At 70.3% G+C, this 22,338-nt stretch carries 18 protein-coding genes and 1 pseudogene; 7 read left to right on the forward strand and 12 right to left on the reverse strand.

What is annotated here, in order from left to right; all coding sequences use genetic code 11:
- Positions 1 to 10 precede the first annotated feature (10 nt).
- From VKV26_02730 to VKV26_02750, 5 genes are all read right to left on the reverse strand, one after another.
- Complete coding sequence (locus VKV26_02730; protein ID HLZ68804.1) at positions 11 to 862, reverse strand: enoyl-CoA hydratase/isomerase family protein; 852 nt, start codon at positions 860 to 862, stop codon at positions 11 to 13.
- A 426-nt stretch (positions 863 to 1,288) separates the two neighbouring features.
- Positions 1,289 to 2,149, reverse strand: coding sequence for a histidinol-phosphatase HisJ family protein (locus VKV26_02735; protein HLZ68805.1), 861 nt, complete (start codon positions 2,147 to 2,149; stop codon positions 1,289 to 1,291).
- Positions 2,150 to 2,284: 135 nt separating this feature from the next.
- On the reverse strand, positions 2,285 to 4,225 hold the full coding sequence (locus VKV26_02740; protein HLZ68806.1) for a peptide ABC transporter substrate-binding protein: 1,941 nt from the start codon (positions 4,223 to 4,225) through the stop codon (positions 2,285 to 2,287).
- A gap of 167 nt (positions 4,226 to 4,392) precedes the next feature.
- Positions 4,393 to 5,319: an ABC transporter permease gene (locus VKV26_02745; GenBank protein ID HLZ68807.1), complete on the reverse strand. Its 927-nt coding sequence runs from the start codon at positions 5,317 to 5,319 to the stop codon at positions 4,393 to 4,395.
- 39 nt (positions 5,320 to 5,358) lie between these two features.
- Positions 5,359 to 6,288, reverse strand: a complete 930-nt coding sequence (locus tag VKV26_02750; GenBank protein ID HLZ68808.1) for an ABC transporter permease — start codon at positions 6,286 to 6,288, stop codon at positions 5,359 to 5,361.
- A gap of 531 nt (positions 6,289 to 6,819) precedes the next feature.
- On the opposite strand from VKV26_02750, the gene lon reads away from it, so the two are divergent.
- The 3 genes from lon (at position 6,820) to VKV26_02765 (ending at position 10,455) form a co-directional block, all read left to right on the forward strand.
- Entirely contained in the window at positions 6,820 to 9,324 is a 2,505-nt protein-coding gene (gene lon / locus VKV26_02755) for an endopeptidase La (protein ID HLZ68809.1), read from the forward strand.
- 15 nt (positions 9,325 to 9,339) lie between these two features.
- Positions 9,340 to 9,837, forward strand: a complete 498-nt coding sequence (locus VKV26_02760) for a CvpA family protein (GenBank protein ID HLZ68810.1) — start codon at positions 9,340 to 9,342, stop codon at positions 9,835 to 9,837.
- 213 nt (positions 9,838 to 10,050) lie between these two features.
- Positions 10,051 to 10,455 carry an HNH endonuclease gene (locus tag VKV26_02765; GenBank protein ID HLZ68811.1) on the forward strand — a complete coding sequence of 135 codons (405 nt, stop codon included), beginning with the start codon at positions 10,051 to 10,053 and terminating at the stop codon, positions 10,453 to 10,455.
- Between the two features lie 264 nt (positions 10,456 to 10,719).
- On the opposite strand, the gene VKV26_02770 is transcribed toward VKV26_02765, so the two are convergent.
- The gene (locus VKV26_02770) at positions 10,720 to 11,268 is read right to left on the reverse strand and encodes a hypothetical protein (protein HLZ68812.1); all 549 of its coding nucleotides are present in this window, start codon (positions 11,266 to 11,268) and stop codon (positions 10,720 to 10,722) included.
- Positions 11,269 to 11,590: 322 nt separating this feature from the next.
- Between VKV26_02770 and VKV26_02775 the strand changes: the two genes are divergently transcribed.
- The 3 genes and pseudogenes from VKV26_02775 (at position 11,591) to VKV26_02785 (ending at position 15,764) form a co-directional block, all read left to right on the forward strand.
- Entirely contained in the window at positions 11,591 to 14,791 is a 3,201-nt protein-coding gene (locus VKV26_02775; protein HLZ68813.1) for an AAA family ATPase, read from the forward strand.
- Positions 14,792 to 14,993: 202 nt separating this feature from the next.
- On the forward strand, positions 14,994 to 15,227 hold the full coding sequence (locus tag VKV26_02780; protein ID HLZ68814.1) for a hypothetical protein: 234 nt from the start codon (positions 14,994 to 14,996) through the stop codon (positions 15,225 to 15,227).
- A gap of 192 nt (positions 15,228 to 15,419) precedes the next feature.
- Positions 15,420 to 15,764 (forward strand): annotated as a pseudogene (locus VKV26_02785) (DCC1-like thiol-disulfide oxidoreductase family protein).
- 242 nt (positions 15,765 to 16,006) lie between these two features.
- Here the strand turns inward: VKV26_02785 and VKV26_02790 are convergent.
- The 4 genes from VKV26_02790 to VKV26_02805 all read right to left on the reverse strand — a co-directional run bounded on the left by VKV26_02790 (position 16,007) and on the right by VKV26_02805 (position 18,878).
- Positions 16,007 to 16,666 (reverse strand): TrkA family potassium uptake protein, encoded by a 660-nt coding sequence (locus VKV26_02790; GenBank protein ID HLZ68815.1) that lies wholly within the window; start codon positions 16,664 to 16,666, stop codon positions 16,007 to 16,009.
- 13 nt (positions 16,667 to 16,679) lie between these two features.
- Entirely contained in the window at positions 16,680 to 17,081 is a 402-nt protein-coding gene (locus VKV26_02795; protein ID HLZ68816.1) for a TrkA family potassium uptake protein, read from the reverse strand.
- Between the two features lie 62 nt (positions 17,082 to 17,143).
- Complete coding sequence (locus VKV26_02800) at positions 17,144 to 18,343, reverse strand: class I SAM-dependent methyltransferase (protein HLZ68817.1); 1,200 nt, start codon at positions 18,341 to 18,343, stop codon at positions 17,144 to 17,146.
- 4 nt (positions 18,344 to 18,347) lie between these two features.
- Positions 18,348 to 18,878: a metallophosphoesterase family protein gene (locus tag VKV26_02805; GenBank protein HLZ68818.1), complete on the reverse strand. Its 531-nt coding sequence runs from the start codon at positions 18,876 to 18,878 to the stop codon at positions 18,348 to 18,350.
- A 203-nt stretch (positions 18,879 to 19,081) separates the two neighbouring features.
- Between VKV26_02805 and VKV26_02810 the strand changes: the two genes are divergently transcribed.
- A complete protein-coding gene (locus tag VKV26_02810; protein HLZ68819.1) occupies positions 19,082 to 19,318 on the forward strand; it encodes a hypothetical protein in 237 nt (78 codons plus the stop codon).
- A gap of 281 nt (positions 19,319 to 19,599) precedes the next feature.
- Here the strand turns inward: VKV26_02810 and priA are convergent, their stop codons facing one another.
- Both priA and rplS read right to left on the reverse strand, forming a co-directional pair.
- Positions 19,600 to 21,858 (reverse strand): primosomal protein N', encoded by a 2,259-nt coding sequence (gene priA / locus VKV26_02815; protein ID HLZ68820.1) that lies wholly within the window; start codon positions 21,856 to 21,858, stop codon positions 19,600 to 19,602.
- Positions 21,859 to 21,912: 54 nt separating this feature from the next.
- Complete coding sequence (gene rplS / locus VKV26_02820; GenBank protein HLZ68821.1) at positions 21,913 to 22,269, reverse strand: 50S ribosomal protein L19; 357 nt, start codon at positions 22,267 to 22,269, stop codon at positions 21,913 to 21,915.
- Between the last annotated feature and the right edge of the window lie 69 nt (positions 22,270 to 22,338).

Below are 22,338 nucleotides of genomic sequence, written 5' to 3' on the forward strand. Positions count from 1 at the left end.
CCGCCTCGCCTTACGCCCGCGGGCCGACGACGCGATCGGTCGCGGCGCCGAAGCGGGCGGTGTGGTCCGGGCCGCCGCGCAACTCGCGGTTGGCGTCGCGCTCCAGCGCGATCGCCGCGGCGTCCAGCGCGGCGGCGTTGATCACGCGCTTGGCGTGGCGGATCGCCAGCGGCGAGCTGGCAGCGATCATGCGGGCGTACTCCAGCGCCACGGCTTCCAGTTGCTCATGCGGCACGACCTTGTTCACCAGTCCCATCGCCAGCGCCTCGGCGGCGTCGATCGCGCGGCCGGTGAAGACGAGGTCTTTGGCCTGCGCCTGGCCCACCACGGCCGGCAGCAGGCTGGCCGTCACGACGAGGCCGTACGAGGCGCCGGGAAACTTGAAGGTGGCGCGGTCGCTGCAGATGCGGATGTCGCACTGCAAGGCGGTGACCGTGCCGCCGCCCATGCAGAAGCCGTTGATCGCGGCGACGATCGGTTTCTCCACGCGGCCGAGCCGCGCACTGAGGCCACCGGAGCCGCCCGGGCTCGGCCCCCTCCCCTGCCCCTCCCCCAACGCGTTGGGGGAGGGGTTCTGCAGGGTTAGTTGCTGAGTCGTTCTCCCTCCCCCATCGCCATGGGGGAGGGTCGGGGAGGGGGCCGCGCGGCCCGAGGCCTCGCCCATGTCCTGGCCGGCCGTGAAGGAGTTGCCCGTGCCGGTGAAGACGATCACCCGCACCTCGGGGTCGGCGTCGGCTGCGTCGATCGCGGCGATCGCGGCGGCGGCGAGGGCGTCGTTGACGGCGTTGCGCTTCTCCGCGCGGTTGAGGCGGATGATCACCCCGCCCTCGATGGGTTCGCTGAGCACGAGCGGTTCGGCCATGCGCTGCTCTCCCGGCGGCGCGAGTCGGTGCAGGCGGCGCCGCCCGCGCCCAGTATGGCCGCGAACCGCGCCGGCTGGGAAGAGCGGCACGCTGCGTGTCGCGGCCTCCGCCGCGACGGGCGGTTCACGAACCGCCCCTACCAACGGTCGTTGCCTGCGCCGGGTGCGGTGCTGTCTCCGATCCCGCGCGCCGCCTCACACACACGAGAATCTACAATGACCTAACAGAACGAACACGCATGTTCATATCTCGGGCAGTGCCGTGCGCGATTGCGGCGGGGTCACGGCCCCGTGGAGGCGCCCCAGGCTCGGTCGGGACCGTTCGTGAACGGCCCGTCGCCGCGCCAGCGGCGATCAACGGCGTCGTGGGCAGGTCCAACGCTATGAAATCAAACGACCTGAGGTGAGCCGCGCGCTGCTGACCGCTCACCTGAACGGCTGCGCGATTCGCCGCCGCCGCTCGAAGCGCACGTAGCCCTCGTAGCCCGCCGCCCGCGCCGCCCTGATCGCGACGGCAAAATCCTGGCCGAGCCCTTCCGCGACGTGTGCATCCGAGGCGAGCGTGACCGGCACGCCGGCCGCGTGCGCCAGGGCGATCAGCTCCGGCGCCGGATACAGCTCCCGCGCGGCGGAGCGCAGCCCTTTCGTGTTGATCTCCAGCGCGAGGCCGTTGCGCACGGCCGCGGCGACCACGGCTGCATGAAACGGCGCCGGGTCGCTCGGCCGGTGGCCGAAGACCTTGGGCCGGTCGGCGTGGGCGATCGCGTCGGCGAGGCCGCTACCGGCCAGCTCGACGAGGAGCCGCGTGTACTCGGCGTAGACGGCGTCCACGTCGCGCCGGTCCCATTCGTCGATGAACTCATCGCTGTCGAAGCCGAAGGCGCCGACCCAGTGCACGGCGCCGAGCACGAGGTCCCAGGCGTACGGCGCCAGCATGCGCCGCAGCACCGCGGCCTTGCCGGGAATCCAATCCATCTCGATACCGAGAAACACCGGCAGCCCCGCGCTCTTCGCGTCTTCGATGAGCGCCACGTACTCGGACAGGCGCAGGTTGACGTGGTCGCGCCAGTACGCCGCGGTGGTGGCGGCGAGCTGGGGATTCGGGTCGGCATTCCACCAGCCGTCGAGCAGATCGTAGGCCTCGCGGAAGCGGAAGAGGTGCTCGGTGAAGACGATCCCGTCGAGGCCGGCGGCGAGCGCCGCCTCGGCGTACCGCTCGATCAGGGCGCGGTCCACCGGCCGGCAGCCGCCGTGCGGCTGCAAGTGCGTGTGCGCGTCGATCAGCACCTGCGCCTCCGCGTGCCGGGTTTGGCTATCGGCCGCAACCGGCCGGCGCCCCGATCGTACAGGCGCCAGCGCCAATCAGGAAAAGCCCCCTCTCCCAGGATTGGGAGAGGGGGTTGGGGGTGAGGGCCGAAAACCCTACGCCGTCACATACAGGAACTCCAGCATGCGCACGAAGATGTTCCAGCTCGGCGTCGGGTTGCCGTTGCTGTCCTTCGGCATGCCGCCGATGTTCGGCTTGAGCAGCCCCATGTTCTGCGGGTAGTAGACGAAGATCACGCCGGCCTGCTGCGCCAGGATCTGGTCGGCCTGGGCGTAGAGGTCGGCCCGCTTCTTGGCATCCGGCTCCGCAGCGGCCTGCACCACAAGCTTATCGAAGTTGTCGTCGTGCCAGGCCTGGCGGTGGCCGCTGTCGCCGCCCGCCTTCGACCAGAAGACCAGGTTCTCCTCGTCGTTAGCGTCGGGGTAGTCCTCATACCAGCGGATCCAGATCAGTTGCAGCTTGCGCTGCCACATGCGGTTGTAGACCTCTTTGGGGTCGCCGATCTCGTGGTCGATCTTCATGCCCAGGTTGTCGCCGAGCATCTGGATGATCGCATCGCCGGCCTGCGCCTCGGCGTCGCCTTCTTTGCGCTGCGTCATCGTGATCTTGGGCCAGTTCTTGCCGCCCTCGTACTTGGTGCCCTTGAGCGTGTCCTTGGCGAGCTGGGGGTCGAACTTGGTGAACTCCTCGTACTTGGCCGGGTTGAAGCCCGGCGTGCCCGGCGGGTTGAAGGTGAAGGCCGGGCTGCCCAGCCCTTGCAGCACGTTCTTGATGATCGAGTCGCGGTCGACGGCGTGCGCCATCGCCTGGCGCACCTTCGGCTCGGTGAACGGCTCCTTGTCCGCCTCCGGCACCAGGTACCAGGTGCCGTCGAGGAAGTACTTGACGACCTGCTTGCTCAGCTTATCGTCGCCGAGGATGCGCTTGTAGTCGCCGGGGCCGACGCGCTGTGTCCACTGGATCTCGTTGTTCTCGTAGGCCGACTGAGCAGCGTCCGAGGCGATGATCGGCCGCGTAACCTTGGTGAGATGGACGTTCTTGGCGTTCCAGTAGCCGTCGTGCTTGGCCAGCTCCCAGCCGACGCCATGGTCCCACTTCGTCAGCTTGAAGGGGCCGTTGGTGACGATGTTGGCAGCCTCGGTCCACTTGTCGCCGAACTTTTCCACGGCGCCCTTGTTCGCCGGCAGCGCCGCCGAGTAGGCGAGGATGGCCGGCGCGTACCCGGCCGGGTGCTCGGTGGTGAGCTGCAGCGTGTAGTCGTCGACCACCTTGATGCCCAGCGTGGAGTCATCGGTGATCTTGCCCGTGTTGTACGCCTCGCCGTTCTTGATCACGTCGTAGAGGAACGAGGCGTAGGGCGCCTTCGTCGCCGGGTTGAGCTGGCGACGGAACGAGTAGTCGAAGTCCTTCGCCGTGACCGGCGTGCCGTCGGTCCACTTCGAATCCTTGCGGATGTGGAAGGTGAACTGCGTTGCGTCGGCGTTGACATCCCACGACTCGGCGATGTCCGGCACTGGCTTCAGATCGGGGTTGAACTTCAGCAGGCCGGCCCAGATCGCCACGTCGCCCTGGCAGTAGAGGTCTTTGTTGAAGTCGTGGCTCGATGCATCCTGCTCGACGTTGACGAGGAAGGTCTGGTCGGCCGCGAGCTTCACGCCGGCCGGCACGGGGCCGGGTTCCAGGGACGATGCTCCGGAGGCTGACGGCGAGCCGCCGGTTGCCGCCGCTGCCGGAGCGCTGGCAGCGGGCTTGGCCGCGGCGCTGCCCGAGGGCGCCGCGGAGGTGGCGGCAGCGGCCGGCGGGGCGCTGGCGGCCGGCTTCGCCGCCGCGTTGTTCGCCGGGGCGTTCGCTGTCTTGTTGTTGTTGCTGCTGCCGCAGGCGGCCAGCGCCGCAGCGCCGCCGGCGGCGGCGAAGACCTGCAGCGCCACACGACGATCGATCTTCACACGCGCAAGGTTCCGCTGGAACCGCCGCAGCTGATCCGCCTCGTCGAGCACCGGCAACCCGTCCGTTGTCTGTGGAATCTCTTCGGTCACGGGGTCTCCTCCTGCGTTCGTCTGCTGCGGTCCTCACCCAACGGTGAGGCCGGGTACGACGATCTCACCGCGCCTTCGTGGCTGAACGCTCTTCCTCTCCGTGGCCCCCCTTTCTCACGAGGCGCGCCGTCGGGCAGCGCCGCCTCGATGACGTACCGGTGGAACGGTCAGTTGTTCGCGCGCGGGTCGAGCGCGTCGCGGATGCCGTCTCCCAGGAAAGTGAAGGAAAGCATGGTGATCGCCAGCGCCGTCGCCGGGAAGAAGGCCATGTACCAGTACGAGCGGAACTCCTTGACCGACTCGGAGACCATCTGGCCCCAGCTCGGGATCGGCGGGTTCACGCCGATGCCGAACAGGCTGAGCGTGGCCTCCGTGAAGATCGCCGTGGGAATGCCGAAGGTGATCGCCACGATGATCGGCGTCATCGAATTGGGCAGCAGGTGGCGCAGGATGATCTGCCAGCTATGCCCGCCGGAGAGGCGCGCCGCCTTGATGTACTCTTTCTCGCGCAGCGAGAGCATCTGTGCGCGGGTTAAGCGCGTCATGATCGGCCAGCTCGTGAGCGAGAGCGCGATGATCAGGTGCGGTACGCTGCGGCCCAGGGCCGACATGACAAGAATGGCGAAGAAGAGCGTCGGGATGGAATACATGATGTCCACCACGCGCATCAGCAGGTTATCCACCTGCCCGGCGTAGAAGCCGGCGATGCTGCCGATCGTCACGCCGATGATCGTGGCGAAGAACATCGTCAGCAGCCCGACTTCCATGGCGATGCGGCAGCCGTAGATGATGCGGCTGAACAGGTCGCGACCGATCAGGTCCGTGCCGAACCAGTAGTGCGAACTCGGGGCGACACCGTGGTCGGCCAGGTGCTGGCGGGCGTAGCCGCCGTTGCGCATGAACTGGTCGGCGAGCACGGCGACCAGAATCAGCGCGATCACGCCGACGAGGCCGGCGATCGCCAGCCAGTTGCGGATCAGCCGTCGCCAGGCGTCCAGCCAGAGGTTCGCGCGCTGCAGCGCGATGCCCTCGGCCTCGAGCACGCTTTCGCGCCCGGCGGTCAGCGTCGAGAGCTGCGTATCCTGCATCGCCATGGCCGTTCTCCCTTGCGTTCCCGCGCGTTCGCGCCCTCGTTATGAGTAACGGATCCGCGGATCGACCACGCCGTAGAGCAGGTCCACGATCAGGTTCAGCGCGATGATGAACACCCCCAGCAGCAGGATGATCGCCATGATCATCGGATAGTCGCGCGAGGTGAAGCTCTGGACGAAATACTGCCCTATACCCGGAATGCGGAAGATGGACTCGATCGCCGGCGAGCCGGTGAGCACGGCCGCGAAGATCGGCGCCATGATCGTCAGCGGCGGAATCAGGCCGTTCTTGACGACGTGGACCAGCATCACCCGCGGCTCGGTCAAGCCCTTGGCGCGGGCCGTGCGCACGTAGTCGGAGCGGATCACGTCCACCATGCTGGAGCGGGTGTAGCGGGCGATCGTCGCCAGCGGCGTCATGCCGAGGGCGATGGCGGGCAGGATCACGTCGACGGGGCTGGTCCAGCCGCCCGTGCGCGGAATCAGGTGGAAGACGAGCACGAAGAGCAGGATCAAAAAGACGCCGAGCACGAAATTGGGCAAGGCGATGCCCAGCATTGCTAAGAACGTACAGATGTAGTCTGCCGGCCCGTTCTGGTTCATCGCGGCCATGATGCCCAGGCCCAGGCCGCCGATCACCGCGATCGCCAGGGCGACCAGCCCCAGCTCAACCGAAACCTTGGTCTGCTTCTTGAGAATCTCGGTGACGGAGCGGGTCTTGAACACGTACGACTTGCCGAAATCGAGGCGCACCGCCTTGCCGAGGAACGTGACGTACTGCTGCCAGACGGGCTTGTCCAGGCCAAACTGCTTGGCCAGGACCTTCTGCTCGGCGGGGGTGAGCGGGTTGTTGGCCGCGTCGGGCTGCAGGGGACTGCCGGGTGTGAGGTGCATGAAGACGAACGTGATCAGCGAGAGCGCCAGCAGCGACGGCACCATCCACGCCAACCGGAAAATGGTGTAGCGCAGCATCGCCCACGCCTCCGCCCCTGCGCCCGTGTACACTCGGGCGCGCCGCTTCGGAAAATTACACGAGTTATACTCCCCTGAGCGTCCTTGGGCAAGTGAAGGCCGCCATGCCGCCGAGAAGATCAGGGAACATCGGCGTTGCCGCCGGCCGTCGCCTAGCCCCGCGTTGCTTCGACATCGCCGCCCCGCGGCGATCTGAAGTACGCCGCGTCTCCCTTCCCCACGGAGAAGGGTTGTCTGAGGACAGGCGAAACCAGGGATAGGCGCCCCGCCCGGCCGTGCCCCCACGGCGTGATACCATATAAACGAGCCGGCATGCTGGCGGCGTAAACGGCCGTCGAGTTGACCAGCAACGCATAAGAACCCGCCGACGTCGTTGTGCCGGCACGTATAGTCGAACGTGCAGCAACCGCCGGCGAATGGGCATGTGAACGGCAGATCCGGCGCGCTTGCATCGCTTGCTTGAGCTTTCCGCGCGTTTTCTGCCGTTGAACGCCTGTTCGCATAGGCAGTGCGCTTGCCAGGGTAGGTGTCGTGCCCCGTAGACGCTCTCAGCCGCGCAGTTTCCTGCTGCCGCTGCTGCCACGCCGCCGTGGCGTGCTCTTTCCCAACGTGGCCGCGCCGATCCTCGTCGGCCGGCGCACCTCCGTACGCGCCGTGGACGAAGCGACGGCCCGCGGCTATGAGGTCGCGGTGGTCACCCAGCGCGACGCGGCGCTGACCGACCTGCGCCTCGAAGACATCTACCCGATCGCCACCGAGGCGGTGATCAACCGCGCCCTGCGTCTGCCCGACGGCACCACGCAGGTCTGGGCCCAGGGCCAGCGCCGGCTGCGTATCGACGAGATCGTCTTCACCGAGCCGTACTACCAGGTGCGCGTCACGCCGATCCTCGAAGATGACGAGCGCCCCGTCGCCACCGAGGCGCTGATGCGCGCCGTGCTGGCGCTGTTCGAGAAGGTCGTGCAGCTCTCGCCCACATTGCCTGAAGACGCCTACGTGATGGCGATGAACATCGAGAAGCCGGGCTGGCTGGCCGATTTCGTCGCCTCCTCGCTGGAGCTGGACGACGGCGAGGCGCAGGCGATCCTCTCCACGCTGGATGTGGGCGAGCGGCTGCAGCGCATCAACATCATCCTGGCGCGCGAACTTGACGTGCTGGAGCTGCAGAGCCGCATCCACAACCAGGTGCAGGAGGAGGTCGATAAGTCGCAGCGCGAGTACTTCCTGCGCGAGCAGCTCAAGGCGATCCAGAAGGAGCTGGGCGAGATCGACCCGCAGGCGCGCGAGGTCGCCAACCTGCGCGAGAAGGTCGCCGCCGCCGGCATGCCGCAGGAGGTCGCGGAGAAGGCCGAGGAGGAGCTGCGCCGGCTGGAGCAGATGCCGCTGGCCGCGCCGGAGACCAGCGTGATCCGCGGCTACGTGGACTGGCTGGTGGCGCTGCCCTGGACGAAGCGCACGCAGGACAACCTCGACCTGAAGCGCGCCGCCGAGATCCTCGACCACAACCACTACGGCCTGCGCCGCGTCAAAGAGCGCGTGCTCGAGTTTATGGCCGTGCGCAGCCTGGCGCGGGAGAAGCATCGCAGCCCGATCCTCTGCTTCGTCGGGCCGCCCGGCGTGGGCAAGACCAGCCTGGGCCGCTCGATCGCGGAGGCGCTGGGCCGCAAGTTCGCTCGCGTCAGCCTGGGCGGCATCCGCGACGAGGCGGAGATCCGCGGCCACCGCCGTACCTACGTCGGCGCCATGCCCGGCCGCATCCTGCACATGATGCGCAGCGTGGGCACGGTCAACCCGGTGTTTATGCTGGACGAGATCGACAAGGTCGGCACCGACTTCCGCGGCGACCCTTCCTCGGCGCTGCTGGAAGCGCTGGACCCGGAGCAGAACACCGCCTTCTCCGACCACTATCTCGACGTGCCCTACGACCTCTCGCAGGTGCTGTTTATCACCACGGCGAACATGCTCGATCCGATCATCCCGGCGCTGCGCGACCGGCTGGAGGTGATCGAGCTCTCCGGCTACACCGAGGACGAGAAGCTGCACATCGCCCGCCGCTTCCTCGTGCCGAAGCAGGTGGCGGAGAACGGCCTTGAAGCGGAAGCCGCCATCTTCTCAGACGCGGCGCTGCGCACGATCGTGCGCGAGTACACGCACGAGGCCGGCGTGCGCGGCCTGGAGCGCGAGATCGGCCAGATCTGCCGCAAGGTCGCGCGGCGCGTGGCCGAGGGCAATGCACGCACGGTGCGCCTCAGCCCGGCGAGCCTCAAGCGCTACCTCGGCGCGCAGAAGGCGTTCTGGGGCATGGCCGAGGAGCGGGACGAGATCGGGGTGGCCACGGGCGTGGCGCGCACGGAGCAGGGCGGCGACGTGCTCAGCGTGGAAGTGACGCTGATGCCCGGCAAGGGCAACCTGATCCTCACCGGCCAGCTCGGCGAAGTGATGCGCGAGTCGGTGCAGGCGGCGCTCTCCTACGCCCGCTCGCGCGCGGCCGAGCTGGGGCTGCCGCTGCAGGAGCAGGAGAAGCAGGACATCCATGTGCACGTGCCCGCGGGCGCGGTGCCGAAGGACGGCCCCTCGGCCGGCATCACGATGGCGACGGCGCTGATCTCCGTCTTCACCGGCCGGCCGATCGACCGCCAGGTGGCGATGACGGGCGAGATCACCCTGCGCGGCCGCGTGCTGCCGGTGGGCGGCGTCAAGGAGAAGGTGCTGGCCGCGCACCGCGCCGGCATTACGACGTTTGTGCTGCCGCAGAAGAACCGGCCCGATCTGGATGAAGTGCCGGTGAGCGTGCGCCGCGGCCTGACCTTCGTGTTCGCCCGCGACATGCGGGACGTGCTGAGCACGGCCTTCCATGGCTGGCACGCCGAGCGCCCGGTAGAGCGCCAGGCGGCGCGGGCGCCGCGGGCACGCCAGAACCGCCCGGCAGCGGTGCCCACGCCGGCGCCCGCCGGCCGGCCGCGTGGCGTGGCGCTGCCGCGGCTGCGCACACCGGTGCCGCCCGAGCCGCGTCCGACCTCACCCTTGCCGAACTGACAGCGGAGACCGGCCGTGAACTGGGTCGATCTCGTGATCATCCTGATCGTGGTGTGGTTCACCTTCAACGGGCTCTCCACGGGCCTGGTGCGGGAGTTGATCGCGCTCGCCGGGGCGCTGATCGGCGTGACGCTGGCCGGGCACCTCTATCCGCGGCTGGCGGACGACGTGAAGATCGTCTACGACAGCCAGGACACCGACCGGCTGGTAGCGTTCCTGGCGATCTTCGTGGCCTGCGTGCTGGCCGCGCACCTGATCGGCGGCACCACGGACCAGGCGGGCAACCTGCTGAAGTTGGGCTCGGCCGACCAGGCGCTGGGGCTGATCTTCGGCTTCGTCAAGGCCTGCGTGATCGTCGAGCTGCTGCTGATCGCCTTCGTCGTCTTTCCCGCGGCCGTGTGGGCGGCGTCGGCGATCGACAAGTCGCTGCTGGCGCCGGTCTTCCTCAAGGGCGTGCCCTGGCTGCTGAACCTGCTGCCGGGCCTGTTCCGTGCCAAGGTGCGTGTGTTCTGACGGCGGCCCGCGCCGTTGCTGCCCTGCCGCGGCCGATGCTAGAATGCTGTCACAGCGCAGATGACCGTTCGGCCGCGTGAGCGTGCGTTAGTGGAGCCTTCCGTACTTGTTCTCAATCAGAACTACGAGCCCCTGAACGTCTGCAACGCCCGTCGGGCCTTCACCCTCCTCAACCGGGGAAAGGCGGAGGTTCTCGAACACGGGCGCGGCATGATGCGCAGCCCGCGCGCGTTCTTCCCCCTGCCTTCGGTGATCCGCCTGGTCTACATGGTCAAGCGGCCGCGTCCGCAGATGCGGCTGACGCGGCGCGAGGTCTTCGTGCGCGACCGCTACACCTGCCAGTACTGCGGCAAGCAACTGCGCGAGCTGACGCTGGACCACGTCTTTCCCCGCCACCGCGGCGGGCGGCACACCTGGGAGAACCTGGTGGCCGCCTGCAAAACGTGCAACCACCGCAAGGCCGGCCGCACGCCGACCGAGGCGCGCATGCGCCTGATCCGCGAGCCGGCGCGCCCGCACGTCAGCAGCTACTACATTTTTTACCAGTACCTCGAACGCCAAGAAGGCTGGCGCAAGTTCATCCCCGGCTGGGACGAAGCGGCCGCGGGCTTCTCGTGAGCGCGGCTGTTCGATTCCGGGCAGACGCTGGGCGGAGGCCAAGCTTCGGCCTCCGCCCGTTTATCTCCAGCGCCATGGCCGCCGCCGCGCGCGGCAGGCCGCGTAAGGTACTTCTTGCCTTCAGCCAGCTTGCAGATGTGCGGCGCTGGACCGAGCCCGGCACGCAGCACAGCCCGCCGCACGGGCGGGCCACGGTGGAGCAGACGAGGGCCGGGGTTCGCCGTGAGAGGCGAACCCCGGCCGGGCGCGATGCTTCGCGGTGGACTAACTCACCGTCGCGCAGATTGCATAGACGGACAGCCCAACGCTGGTGAAGCCGGGCTGATGGCCCACGGCGATCCAGCCCGTGCCGTTACCGTTGGGGCTCGTGCGGTTGAGAATCGAGACGGTCCCAAGCGCCTCGGCCCCGCCGCCCAGCACATGCTCGCCCGCGTTGCAATCGACTTCCAACTGCGTGAAGTTGCCGACATCTTGATCGACGATGGAGGCGATGTGGTAGCCGGTGACGCCCGAAGGGCCTTGTGGGCCGGCCGGACCCTGCGGACCGACGGGGCCAACGGGGCCGGCGGGGCCGGCGGGTCCCTGGATGCCTTGACTGTTCCAGCTGACGAACATCTCGTTCGTCGCGCAGGTCGTCGTCGCGTCGACGATGTGAATCGTGCCGCTGCTGTTGTTCACACAGGCGGAGATTACGCCCGGCGTCGTGGCAGGGCCGGCGCGCACGGCCGCGACCGTCGCGAGGCCCAGGCCGCCGGCGATGAGGGCGAACTTTCCGTGCCGCAGCACGTGGCTGGAGAGAGTGAGGTATCGCACGGGTTCGGCTCCTTACAGTGCTTTGCTGGCATGGCCAGCCAGGAGGTGCGTGCCGATCGAGGTGTCCGGGTTCCGATGCCGTCCGGCGGGGCAGGCGCCATGTCCCATCCGGTGCTGCCAGCATCGCCCCGCGGCCGCACGCCGGCCATGCACGCTACCTTGACACTTACCCTCACACTCGCCCGCACAGTTGAAGCGCATACGTAGGCGGAGCATGATGGGCGCTGAGCGTTTGCCCGTCGCGCAATGCTCGTGTGCGTCCCGCCGGCAGCGGCTGTGCCGGTCCGTTCGAGCGCCAGACCACCGGGAGCGCCGTTGCACGATGACCGATGCGGAGCTGACCTTCGGCGCCCGGCTGCGCCGCTACCGCGAGCGCGCCGGTCTCACGCAGGAAGAGCTGGCCGAGCGGGCAGGACTCACCGCAGCGGCGATCGTCGCCCTGGAGCGCGGGCGCCGGCGCTATCCCTCTCCGCACACGCTGCGGCGGCTGGCCGAGGCGCTGGCGCTGAGCGCGGCGGAGCAGGCGACGTTCGGCGGGCCGGCGCGGCCGCCCGCCGCGGCCATCGCCCCGCCCGCGCCGCCGTTTGCCCTGCCGGCGCAGCGCTCCAGTCTGGTCGGCCGCAGTCGCGAGCGCGGCGCCTTGCATCAGCGGCTCGATGCGGCCGCGGCCGGCAGGGGCGGCGTCGTTCTGCTGGCCGGCGAGCCCGGCATTGGTAAGACACGCCTCCTCACCGAGCTGGCCGTAGAGGCGCGCGGCCAGGGCTGGGACGTGCTCGCGGGCCGCGCTTATGAAGATGAAGGGCTGCCGCCCTACCTGTCCTTCGTCGAGGCGCTGCGCGGTCACATCCGTCGTACGCCGCCGGAGACGCTGGCCGCCCAGCTCGGCGACGGCGCCGTGGACCTTGCCCGGCTGCTGCCCGAGCTGCGCGGGCGGCTGCCTGAGCTGCTCCCGCCGGCCGGCGAGCCCGACCGCTACCGCCTGTTCGAGGCCGTCTGCGACGCGCTGCTCGTCATCGCCCATGCTGCCGAGAGCGGCGCCGTACTGCTGCTCGACGACCTGCACTGGGCCGACAAGCCCACGCTGCTGTTGCTGCAACACCTGGCCCGCCGCGCCGCCGAAGGCCGCCTGCTCGTCGTCGGCGCCTACCGCACCACCGACCTCAGCCGCGGCCACCCGCTCTCCGATGTGCTCGCCGAGCTGCGCCGTGAGCGGCTGTATGAACGCGTTCCCGTGAACGCGCTGGACGAGGCAGACGCCCGCGCCCTGATCGCCGGCCTCGCGGGCGCGGCGCCTTCGGACGCGGTGGCGCGGGCCGTGGCGGCGGAGACGCAGGGCAACCCGTTCTTCATCGAGGAGGTGGTGCGCCACCTGCGCGAGCAGGGCCGGGATCTGTCTGACCCACACGCCGCCGTGGCCGCCTGGGGCATTCCCGAGGGCGTGCGCGAGGTGATCGGCCGGCGCCTGGCGCGGCTGCAGCCGGAGACGAACCGCGCCCTGCAGGCGGCGGCAGTGTTGGGCGAGGAGAACGGCTTCGAGGTGCTGCTGGCGATGGATGCCGGCGACTGGACGGCGCTGACGGCGGCGCTGGAGGAGGCGACGGCGGCAGGCGTACTGCACGAAGAGGGCGGGCAGTACCGCTTCGCGCATGCCCTGCTGCGCCAGACGCTGCTAGAGGAGCTGAGCCTGCCGCGCCGCCAGCGGCTGCACCTGCGCGCCGCCGAGGCGCTGGAACGCGTTCATGCCCGCCACCTGGCGCCGCACGCCGCGGCACTCGCCGGGCACTACCGCCAGGCCGGCGCCGCGGCCGACCCGGAGAAGCTGCTGGCGTACGCGAAGCAGGCGGCGGAGGCAGCGCTGACGGTTTTCGCCTGGGAGGAAGCAGCCGCACACTGGCAGGGCGCGCTGGAGGCGGTGGCCGCGGGCGCCGCGGCCACGGCGCAGGAACACTGCGAGTTGCTGCTGGCGCTGGGCGAGGCGCAGTGGCGGGCCGCCGCGTTTCCCGCGTGGAAGGAGACGTTTCTGCGCGCCGCGCGGGCCGGCGGCACGGCCGAGCAACGGGCGCGCGCGGCATTGGGCTATGCGGAGGTCTCCGGCGCCGGCAGCGACGCCACACCATCGATCGAGTTGCTCGAAGACGCGCTGACAGGACTTGCCGAGGGAGACAGCGCCGTGAAAACCCGCGTGCTCGGGCTGCTGGCCGAGGTGCTGTTGTGGCGCGGCGATCACGAGGCACGCAGCCTCGCCTTGACAGCGGAGGCCGTGGCGATGGCGCGCCGGCTGGGCGACGCGCGGACGCTGGCCTTCACCCTGAACGAACGCTACTGGGCGCTGGGGGGCGCCGAAGACCTGACCGAACCCGAGCTGGTGGCAGCCGAGCTGATCGAGGTGGCGGAGCGGATCGCCGACCCCGACCTGCGCTACAAGGGCCGTCGCTGGCGCATTCGCAACCTGGTGCGACGTGGAGAGATGGCAGCCGCCGATCGGGAGATCGACATCATCGTCCGTTTGGTCGAGTCGCTTCGCCAACCGCAGTACCGGCTTACCGGGATCAATTGGCGCGAGTTCCAGGCGTTTCGCGACGGGCGGCTCGAGGATGCAGCGCGGCACCGGCAAGAGATGGACGTCCTGACCCTCCGCGTTCAACACCCCTGGTTTCGACTCATGACCGCTCTGCATGCGTTTTCGCAGGGCCGCCAGTCTGGCCAGTTTGAGGCCGGAGAAGACGCGCTGCGGGAGGTTGCGCGGGAACTCCCGGAGTTCCCGCTCTCACACGCGGCCATCGCGCTGCTGCTCGCCGAGACGGGGCGGCAAGAGGAGGCACGATCGATCCTCGCCGCACTCGCCGAGCGCGGCGTGCGCACGCTGGCCCGGAACTGGGTGTGGCTGCCAACCCTCATCGTGCTCGCCCAGGTCAGCCATGAGCTGGGCGAGCGAGGCGTGGCCGGCGTCCTCTACGAAATGATGCTCCCGTCAGCAGGGCAGAACGCCGTCCCGATGCCGGTCATCGAGTATGCCCTTGGCGCCGTTGACCGTTTCCTGGGGCAGCTCGCCGAGACACTCGAGCGCCTCGACGATGCTGAGCGGCATTTCGCGGCCGCGCTGGCGCTGAACACGCGCACGGGCATGAAGGTGCCGACGGCGGACACGGCGCGCGACTTCGCCGGGCTGCTGCGGCGGCGCGGCCGGCGGGGCGATGCGGCCCGCGCCCGCGAGCTGCTGGAGCAAGCGCGCGCCCTCTACGATGAGATCGGCATGGACTACTGGGCCGGCAAGACGCGGGCGCTGCTGGAGCAGGCGCCGGCCACGGCGGCGGTTCGCCCCGCGCTGCCCGATGGGCTCTCCGCGCGCGAGTCCGAGGTGCTGCGGCTGCTGGCCGCGGGCCGGAGCAACGCGGAGATCGCCGCAGCGCTTGTGCTCTCGGTGCATACGGTTGAGCGGCACGTCGCCAACCTCTACGGCAAGATCGGCGCCCACGGCCGCGCCGACGCCACCGCCTATGCAGTGCGCCGCGACCTTGTGTAGCCGCGCGCTCTGCCCTGGTCAGGATCTGCAGGTTCAGGTCGCCCTGGCTGCATAGTTGCCGCCATCCCGCCCCGCCGCTGCTGCGCTCATCCTCGGCTGAAAATGGTGCGCTGCCGGGATGGCAGCGTTTCCGGCTGCCGCTACCTTCAGATCAACGGCAACGTTCACCTGAGAGCAGCGCAGTGAGGGATGGAGGATCGCGATGGAGCCGCACGGACCGCTGACCCGGCTGTCGAGCGAGATCGACTGGCAGTACCGCCGCGCAGTCGTTCAACCCCGCAGTGCGCGCGATGCCGCCCTGCTGCGCGAGCGCGAACTATCGGCGGCCGTGGGCGGGCAGCGCGCCCCGCGCCGTGCCCGCTTTTGGAGCCGCGACTTCTCGGCGCGCTTTCTGCGACTCGCCTGGCGGGCGCGCGGCCTGCGAGCTTCGGGCTGAACCCTGTCTTCCTGCCCGATCAGAGCCGGCATCCGGCCTCGGAGCACTATGGCGCCGCCGGGGGCGTGCGTTACCGTTCAGGCAGGAGCGGGCTTTCACCCGAAGGCAGGAAGCGTGCAAAGCGATTGGGAGCGGGCGCGGCTCGTCGTGCTGTTCGACGGCTGGTGAGGGTTCTGAACGCGTTGCGCGGAATGGATCCGGGCGCGCGATCCCGCCGGCCGTGTGCTGGCGCTGCCGAATCAGACCCCGGGCGTGCGGGAGCGCTTCGGCCTGACCAGGGCACAGGTCGATCGGGAGATCTACGCCATCGCGCGGAACGGGCGCGTGTTCCGCGGCGCCGGCGCCGTGGCGCGCAGCTTCCGAGAACTCGGCGGGTCATGGCCGGCGCTGGGTCGGGCGATGAATCTGCCCGGCGTGCGCTGGCTCGCCGAACGCGGCTACGCCTGGGTGGCCGGGCACCGCGGGCTGTTCGCCCGCTTCGGCAGCACGCCCGCCTGTGCGCGACCGGGCGCCCGCTGCCTGCCCGAAGGCGAGTAGCTGGGGCGCCCGCAGCACATACCGTAGGGACGCATGACCCTGTGACCTTGCCCCACACGAAACAGCTCGGCCGGCGAACGCCTCTGTCGCGCCCGCGCCGCGAAGAGCGCACGCCGTGCGCCCCTACGAGAACCGGCTAACCCGGCGCAGCCCCGGACCTTCCTCCCCAGGATCGCCCCCTCTCCTTCGCCCAGTATTGGGAGAAGGAGAGGGGGATGGGGGTGAGGATGAGGGCCGCTCGCTCAGCCGATCAAAATCTGCCGCAGCGTGTCTTCGGCGTCGGGGCGGGTGACGGCGAGCACCTTGTCGCCGGTGCTGAGCTGGGTCTCCGCGTTGGGCACGTGCGGGTGTCCGCCGGCGTCGATCACCAGCGCGATCAGCGTTTGCTGCGGCAGGAGCAGGTCGTTCAGCTTGCGGCCCAGTGAGGGCGAGTCGTCCGTGATCTGCGCCTCCACGATCTGCAGGCCGCTGCCGCGCAGGCTAAGCAACGGAATCAGATGATGCGTCGGCAGCTCCTGCTCAATGTGCGCCATGATCGCCGCCGTGGCGCTCACGGTCGTATCGATGCCGAGCTTCTTGAAGATCAGCGCGTTCTTCGGGTTGTTCAGGCGGGCGATCGTGCGCGGCACGTCGAACTTCTTGCGCGCCACCTGGCAGGAGACGAGGTTATCCTCGTCGTCGCCGGTCACGGCGATGAACATGTCTGCGCGGCCGGTGCCGGCGTTCTCCAGCACGGCCGCCTCGCAGCCGTCGCCCTGCACGGCCACGTCGCCCAGCTCGTCGTTGATGCGCGCGACCTTGGCCGGCTCCTGCTCGATCACCAGGATCTCGTGCCCCTCGGCCACCAGCTCGCTGGCCAGGTAGAAGCCGACCTTGCCGCCGCCGACGATGATGATGTACACGGTGATCGCCCCGTCAGCGCAGCAGCGCGTCTTTCAGCAGTTGCGCCCCGACCTTCGTCGGGCTGATCGTTTCGATGCCCAGCGTGTGGTAGATCTCCTCGCGGATCGGGTCGTAGATGCGGCAGACCACGCGCGGCACGTTGAAGATGTGCTGCGCGACTTGAGCCGCCATCACGTTGCGGTTGTCGCCCTGCGTCACGGCCACGAAGGCGTCGGCGGTGGCGATGCCGGCGCGGCGCAGCACGTCCACGTCGATGCCGTTGCCGACGATGGCGCGGCCACGGAACTCCGGCGGCAGGCGGCGGGCGAAGGCGGCGCTGGTCGTGTCCAGCACCGTGACGTCGTGCCCCTCGCGGTCGAGCGTCGTGGCGAGCTGGGCGCCGACACGGCCGCAGCCCATGATGATCACCTTCATTTGCCTCTCCGCGCCGCCGCCTCGCTCCCGCCGCGTAACACGTTTGTGAAACCTCCCACATGCTAGGAAGCCCGCTCGGACGTGTCAACGCGCCGGCAGATCAGCGCCGCGTGCCGGCCCAGCACGCGCGTGAGCACGAGCACGCGCTCTTCGGGGCCGTCGAGCTTCAGCAAGCGTTCGAGCTGCTGCGGGTCGAGCGGTGAGGCGCGCGTCTTGACGACGACGCGGCCGACGCGCAGCGCGCGCAGGCGGCGTTGCAGCGCCTTGAGGTTGAAGGGCAGCCACTCGTCGATCGCGTAGGCCGTGGCGAAGGGCGTCGGCCGCGCGGCGTCCGCGCTCAGAAACGCCGTGGTCTCGTCGATGCGCGTGGCGTCAAGCGCATGGCCGAGCTGCTGCAGCAGGCGGGCACGGATCGCGGCGGGCTGCGGCTCGTAAAGCACGGCACGCGGCGCGGCCACGGCCACCGGTTCGAGGGGCGTGAAGCCCAGAGTTTCGCCCGAAGGCAGCAGCGTGGCGCGGCGCTCGGCGCCGGCGAAGGCGCCCAGCCAGAGCATGGCGATGCCGAGCGTGCTCCCCTCCTGCACGAACTCGGCCTCGCAGCCGGGCGGCAGGTCGGCGTCGCGGATCCCCGGCGCGGCCTTGATGCCGAAGGCGGGGAAGCGCGCCGCCAGTCGCAGCGCGGCATCGAGCGGCGGCTGCCAGCGGCGCGGGTCGAAGAGGCGAGCGCCGTCGGGCGTGCGGCGGCCGGGGTCGCAGAAGGCCGCGCCGGCCGCCGGCAGCGAGTCGTCCAGCAGGTCGGCCTGCATGAAGCTGATGCGCTCAGCCACGCCGCAGGCCTCGGCGTTCGCCCGCGCCAGGGCAAGGCGCAGGGGGTCGCGATCGATCGCCGTGACGCGCGCCACGCGGGCCAGCGCGATCGTGTTGCCGCCGAGGCCGCAGCCCAGGTCGAGGACATCTTGAATGGACCCTGCCTGGCCGGCGAAACGCGCGGCGATGTGCGCGGCGGCGGCGGCGCTGCTCGCCTGCTCCAGCGCCTCGGCGGTGAAGAACATGCGCGCCGCCTCGGGGAACTTTGCGGCGGCACGGGCGCGTAGCTGCACCGTCTCCAGCGCGGCCGCTGCCAGTTCCGGCGGATGGCGCCGGCGCAGGCGGGTGATGGCGCGCAGCGGGTCGGGCCATTCGGCCGCGATGGCGCCGGCTTCCGCCAGCAGCATCTCGCCGGCCGGGGTACGCAGCGCTGCCAGCGTCTCCAGCGTGAGCACGCGGCTAGACGAGCTGTTCGATCCAGGCGCGGGCGCGGCCGCGCGCCAGCTCCAGGAAGCCGATGTTGCCCAGCGAAGTGTTCATGTTGCGCGGGAACATGGGGCTGCCGGGATTGACGATCAGCACGCCCTTGTAGTTCTCCACCATCGTCACGTGCGTGTGACCGCAGATCACGATGTCCACGGGCCCGCCGAAGGCATACTGCAACATCGTGTCGAAGGTGCGGTGGGGCGGCCACTCGGGGAACTCGAAGGCGTGCGTCATGCCGACCTTGAAGCCGGCGAGGTCCAGTACCCAGGAGTCGCGCAGGCGCGGGTCTTCTGGCACCACGGGGCGGCCGGCGCCGCCGTCGTCGCCGTTGCCGCGAGCCACGTAGATCGGCGCCAGCCGCTCCAGCCGGTTCACCACGTCGAGCACGTGCAGGTCGCCGGCGTGCAGGATCAGGTCGACGCCCTTGAATGCCTCGTAGACCTGTGGCCAGATCTCCGGCGCGGATTCCGGAATGTGCGTGTCTGAAATCAGGCCGATCAGCAAGGGCGCCGCCTCATGTCGGGCTTTCCGCCATCATAGATCGCCGATCGCCGCGGGCGCGGCAGGCGACGGCGACGCTGCATGTGAATACGCACATCTGCGGCCAACGCACAGGTTATGCGCCGGGTGCAGAGTCTGCCTGTACGCCGCGTGGGAGCGGGCGCGAGCCGCGCCCCGCGGCTGAAGCATGAAAGCGAGGCAGAGCGATGCGTGGAACTCAAAGCCGGCTGGCCCTGGCCGGTGTCCTCGGCGGTGTCCTGGCGCTGGCCACCGTCTTGCCCGGCGCCGCGCTGGCGCAGACACCACCGCCGAGCACCCCGCCGGCGCCGCGGCGCGGCCCCAGCGCCACGCCGCCGGCCGGCACACGCGGCAGCCGTCACAACGCCCAGGGGCAACGGCAGCACCGGGCCACTGGCCGGCGCGGCGGCCGCGCCGGCCGCTGAGCCAATCGCGGCTCTCGGCCCTCACCCCCTGTCCCCCTCGCCCAGGATTGGGCGATGGGGGACGCAGTCCGGGAGTTTGGGGCTGAAGGCGTGGCTCGGCCGGCGCGAAGGGCGCGCGGCGTGCGCCTCTACAGCAGCCTGCAAACGCGCCGCAGCCCCGGAACTTCCTCCCCCGGATCGCCCCTCTCCTTCTTCTGATTGGACATCGCGTTCCACGCGATACGGATCATTGGGAGAAGGAGAGGGGTCAGGGGGCGAGGTTGAGGGCCACCCGCCCGCCTTCACAGCACGTCTACCGGCTCGACATCGATGATCCAGCCGGCAGGCGGGGGCACGGCGGCCAGCAGCTCGCGAAACGCGCCGCCGCGCAGCAGGATCTGCCAGCGGAAGCGGCCGGCCAGCTTGCTGAGGTAGCAAGGCGCCGGGCCGACGATCTCCGGCCCCGGCAGGCCGAGCCGCTGGCGCTCAGCGCGCAGCTTCGCCGCGTAACGCTCGGCCTGCTGCTCGGCCGCCGCCTCGTTGCGGTTGGCGTGCACCAGCCGCGTCAGCGCGCCATAGGGCGGATAGGCGAGCTGGCGGCGAAAGGCGGCCTCGCGCGCGTAAAAGGCGGCGTAGTCCTGCTCGGCGGCGGCGCGCACGGCGTAGTGGCCGGGGGCGTAGGTCTGCACGAAGACACGGCCGGGCCGCGCGCGGCGGCCGGCGCGGCCCGCCACCTGCACCAGCAGTTGAAAGGTCCGCTCGGCGGCGCGGAAGTCGGGGATGTTGAGCGAGAGGTCGGCGCTGACCACGCCCACGAGCGTCACGCCGCTGAAGTCGTGCCCCTTGGCGATGATCTGCGTGCCGACGACGATATCGACTTTATGCCCGGCCACCGCGGCCGCCATCTCCGCATGCTTCGCCGGCGTGCCCGCCGTGTCGCCGTCCCAGCGCAGCACGCGCGCGGCGGGAAAGCGCTCCCGCACCAGCTCCTCAAGCCGCTGCGTGCCGATGCCCACCGGGCGGAAGCGCTGGCCTTGGCATTTTGGGCAACGCGTGGGCACGCCGCGCGCGTGGCGGCAGTGGTGGCAGAGCAGCTTGCCCGCCGCGGCGTGCAACGCGTAGGAGACAGAGCAGCGCGGACAGCGCGGCGCGTAGCCGCAGTCGCGGCAGAGCAAGAGTGTGGCGCTGCCGCGGCGGTTGAGAAAGAGCAGCGACTGCTCGCCCTCGGCCAGCGTGTGCGCCAGCGCCGCGTCCAGGGCGCGGCTGAGCACGTTGGCGTTGCCCTCGCGCAGCTCGCGCGCCATGTCGATCACGTCCAGCGCGGGCTGCGCCACCGGCTCGGGCGTACCGTCGGCGCGCGGCGCCACCCGCTGCGGCAGGCGCAGCAGGGCGGCATCGTGCGTCTGCGCCCGGCGGTAGCTGCCCAGGTCGGGCGTGGCGCTGCCCAGCACCAGCACGGCGCCGCTGAGCCGCGCCAGCTCGGCGGCGGCCTCGCGCGCGTGGTAGCGCGGCGCCGGGTCGGACTGTTTGTAGGAAGGCTCGTGCTCCTCGTCCAGCACGATCAGGCCGGGGCGCGGCACGGGCACGAACAGGGCGGAGCGCGGCCCGACGACGACATCGACTTCGCCGGCGCGGGCGGCGAACCAGAGGGCGCGGCGGCGGGCGCGGCTGAGCCGGCCGTGCGCCACGGCCACGCGCTCGGGGAAGCGCTCGGCGAAGCGCCGCTCCGTCTGCGGCGTGAGCGCGATCTCCGGCACCAGCACGATGCCCTGGCGGCCGTGGGCGCGGGCGATGTCGAGCGCGGCGAGGTAGACCTCCGTCTTGCCGCTGCCCGTGACGCCGTGCAGCAGGAAAGAACCCGGCCCGCCAATGCCGGCGAAGCGGTTGCGCATCGCCTGGCCGATCGCCTGCACGGCGCGCTGCTGGTCCGGGGTCAACCGGTGCGCCCGCGGCGCCTGTTCCTCGGCTGATGCGCAGCGCGGCGGCTCGGACGGCAGCGCCGCAGATTCAACAATCTCTGCTTCGATGAGCGCCTTCTCCACCGCCGGGGTGAGACCGTGGGCGCGTCTCAGCTCTCGCAGCGAGCGCATGCCGCCGCCTTCCAGCAGCGCGGCCACGCTGCGCAGGGCACGGCCGGCCGTGGCGGGCGGCAACTGCGCCAGGACGCGCAGGGCCTGCTCGGCGCTCCCGAGCAGGCGCAGGCCGGGCAGCGCGGCGCGGGCGGGCGGCAGCAGATCGGCCGGCGCGCGGGCGCCGGGCGGCAGCGCCATCGCCAGGGCCGCAGGCAACGGCGCGAGGTAGCGCTCGGCCAGCCAGCGGGCGAGGCGGACCTGGTGCGGCAGGAGCAGCGGCTCGTCGCCCAGGCGTTGCTCGATCGGACGCAGCTCGCCCTGGTAGGCGGCCTGCTCGCCGACGTCGATGACGATGCCGGGCAGCCGGCGCGGACCGAAGGGCACCAGCACCGCGTCGCCCGGCGCCAGCCGCAGACCCGCGGGCACGGCGTAGCTGAAGGTCTGGCCAAACCGCTGCGGGGCGTTGACGGCGACTTCGGCGAACGGCACGGAGGCTCTACCGCCGGAGAGCGCGGTGGGCGAATACAGCGGGCACGATACCGGCTACTTGCGCACCGCCGGCCGCGCCCGCTCTTTGATGCGGGCGGCCTTGCCGGTGAGGCCGCGCAGATAGTAGAGGCGCGAGCGGCGGACTTTGCCCAGGCGCACGACCTCGACCTTCTCCACGCGCGGCGAATACAAGAGGAAGGTGCGCTCGACGCCGACACCGTGCGTGATGCGGCGCACGGTGAAGTTGCTGCTGCTGCCGGCGCGGCGCCTGCGGATCACCACACCTTCGAAGACCTGGGTGCGCTCACGGTCGCCCTCGACGACTTTGGCGCTGACGCGGATCGTGTCGCCGGCGCCGAACTCCGGGATGTTGGGGTTCGGCTGAAGCTCGACGAAACTGCTCATGTCCATGGGAGTGTCCTCCTGCTGCCCCACGCCGCGGCGGCCGTGGGCCGGCGGAGTGACCTGCGCTGTCCGGCG

This window comes from Dehalococcoidia bacterium, from assembly GCA_035310145.1.
GTDB lineage: Bacteria > Chloroflexota > Dehalococcoidia > CAUJGQ01 > CAUJGQ01 > CALFMN01.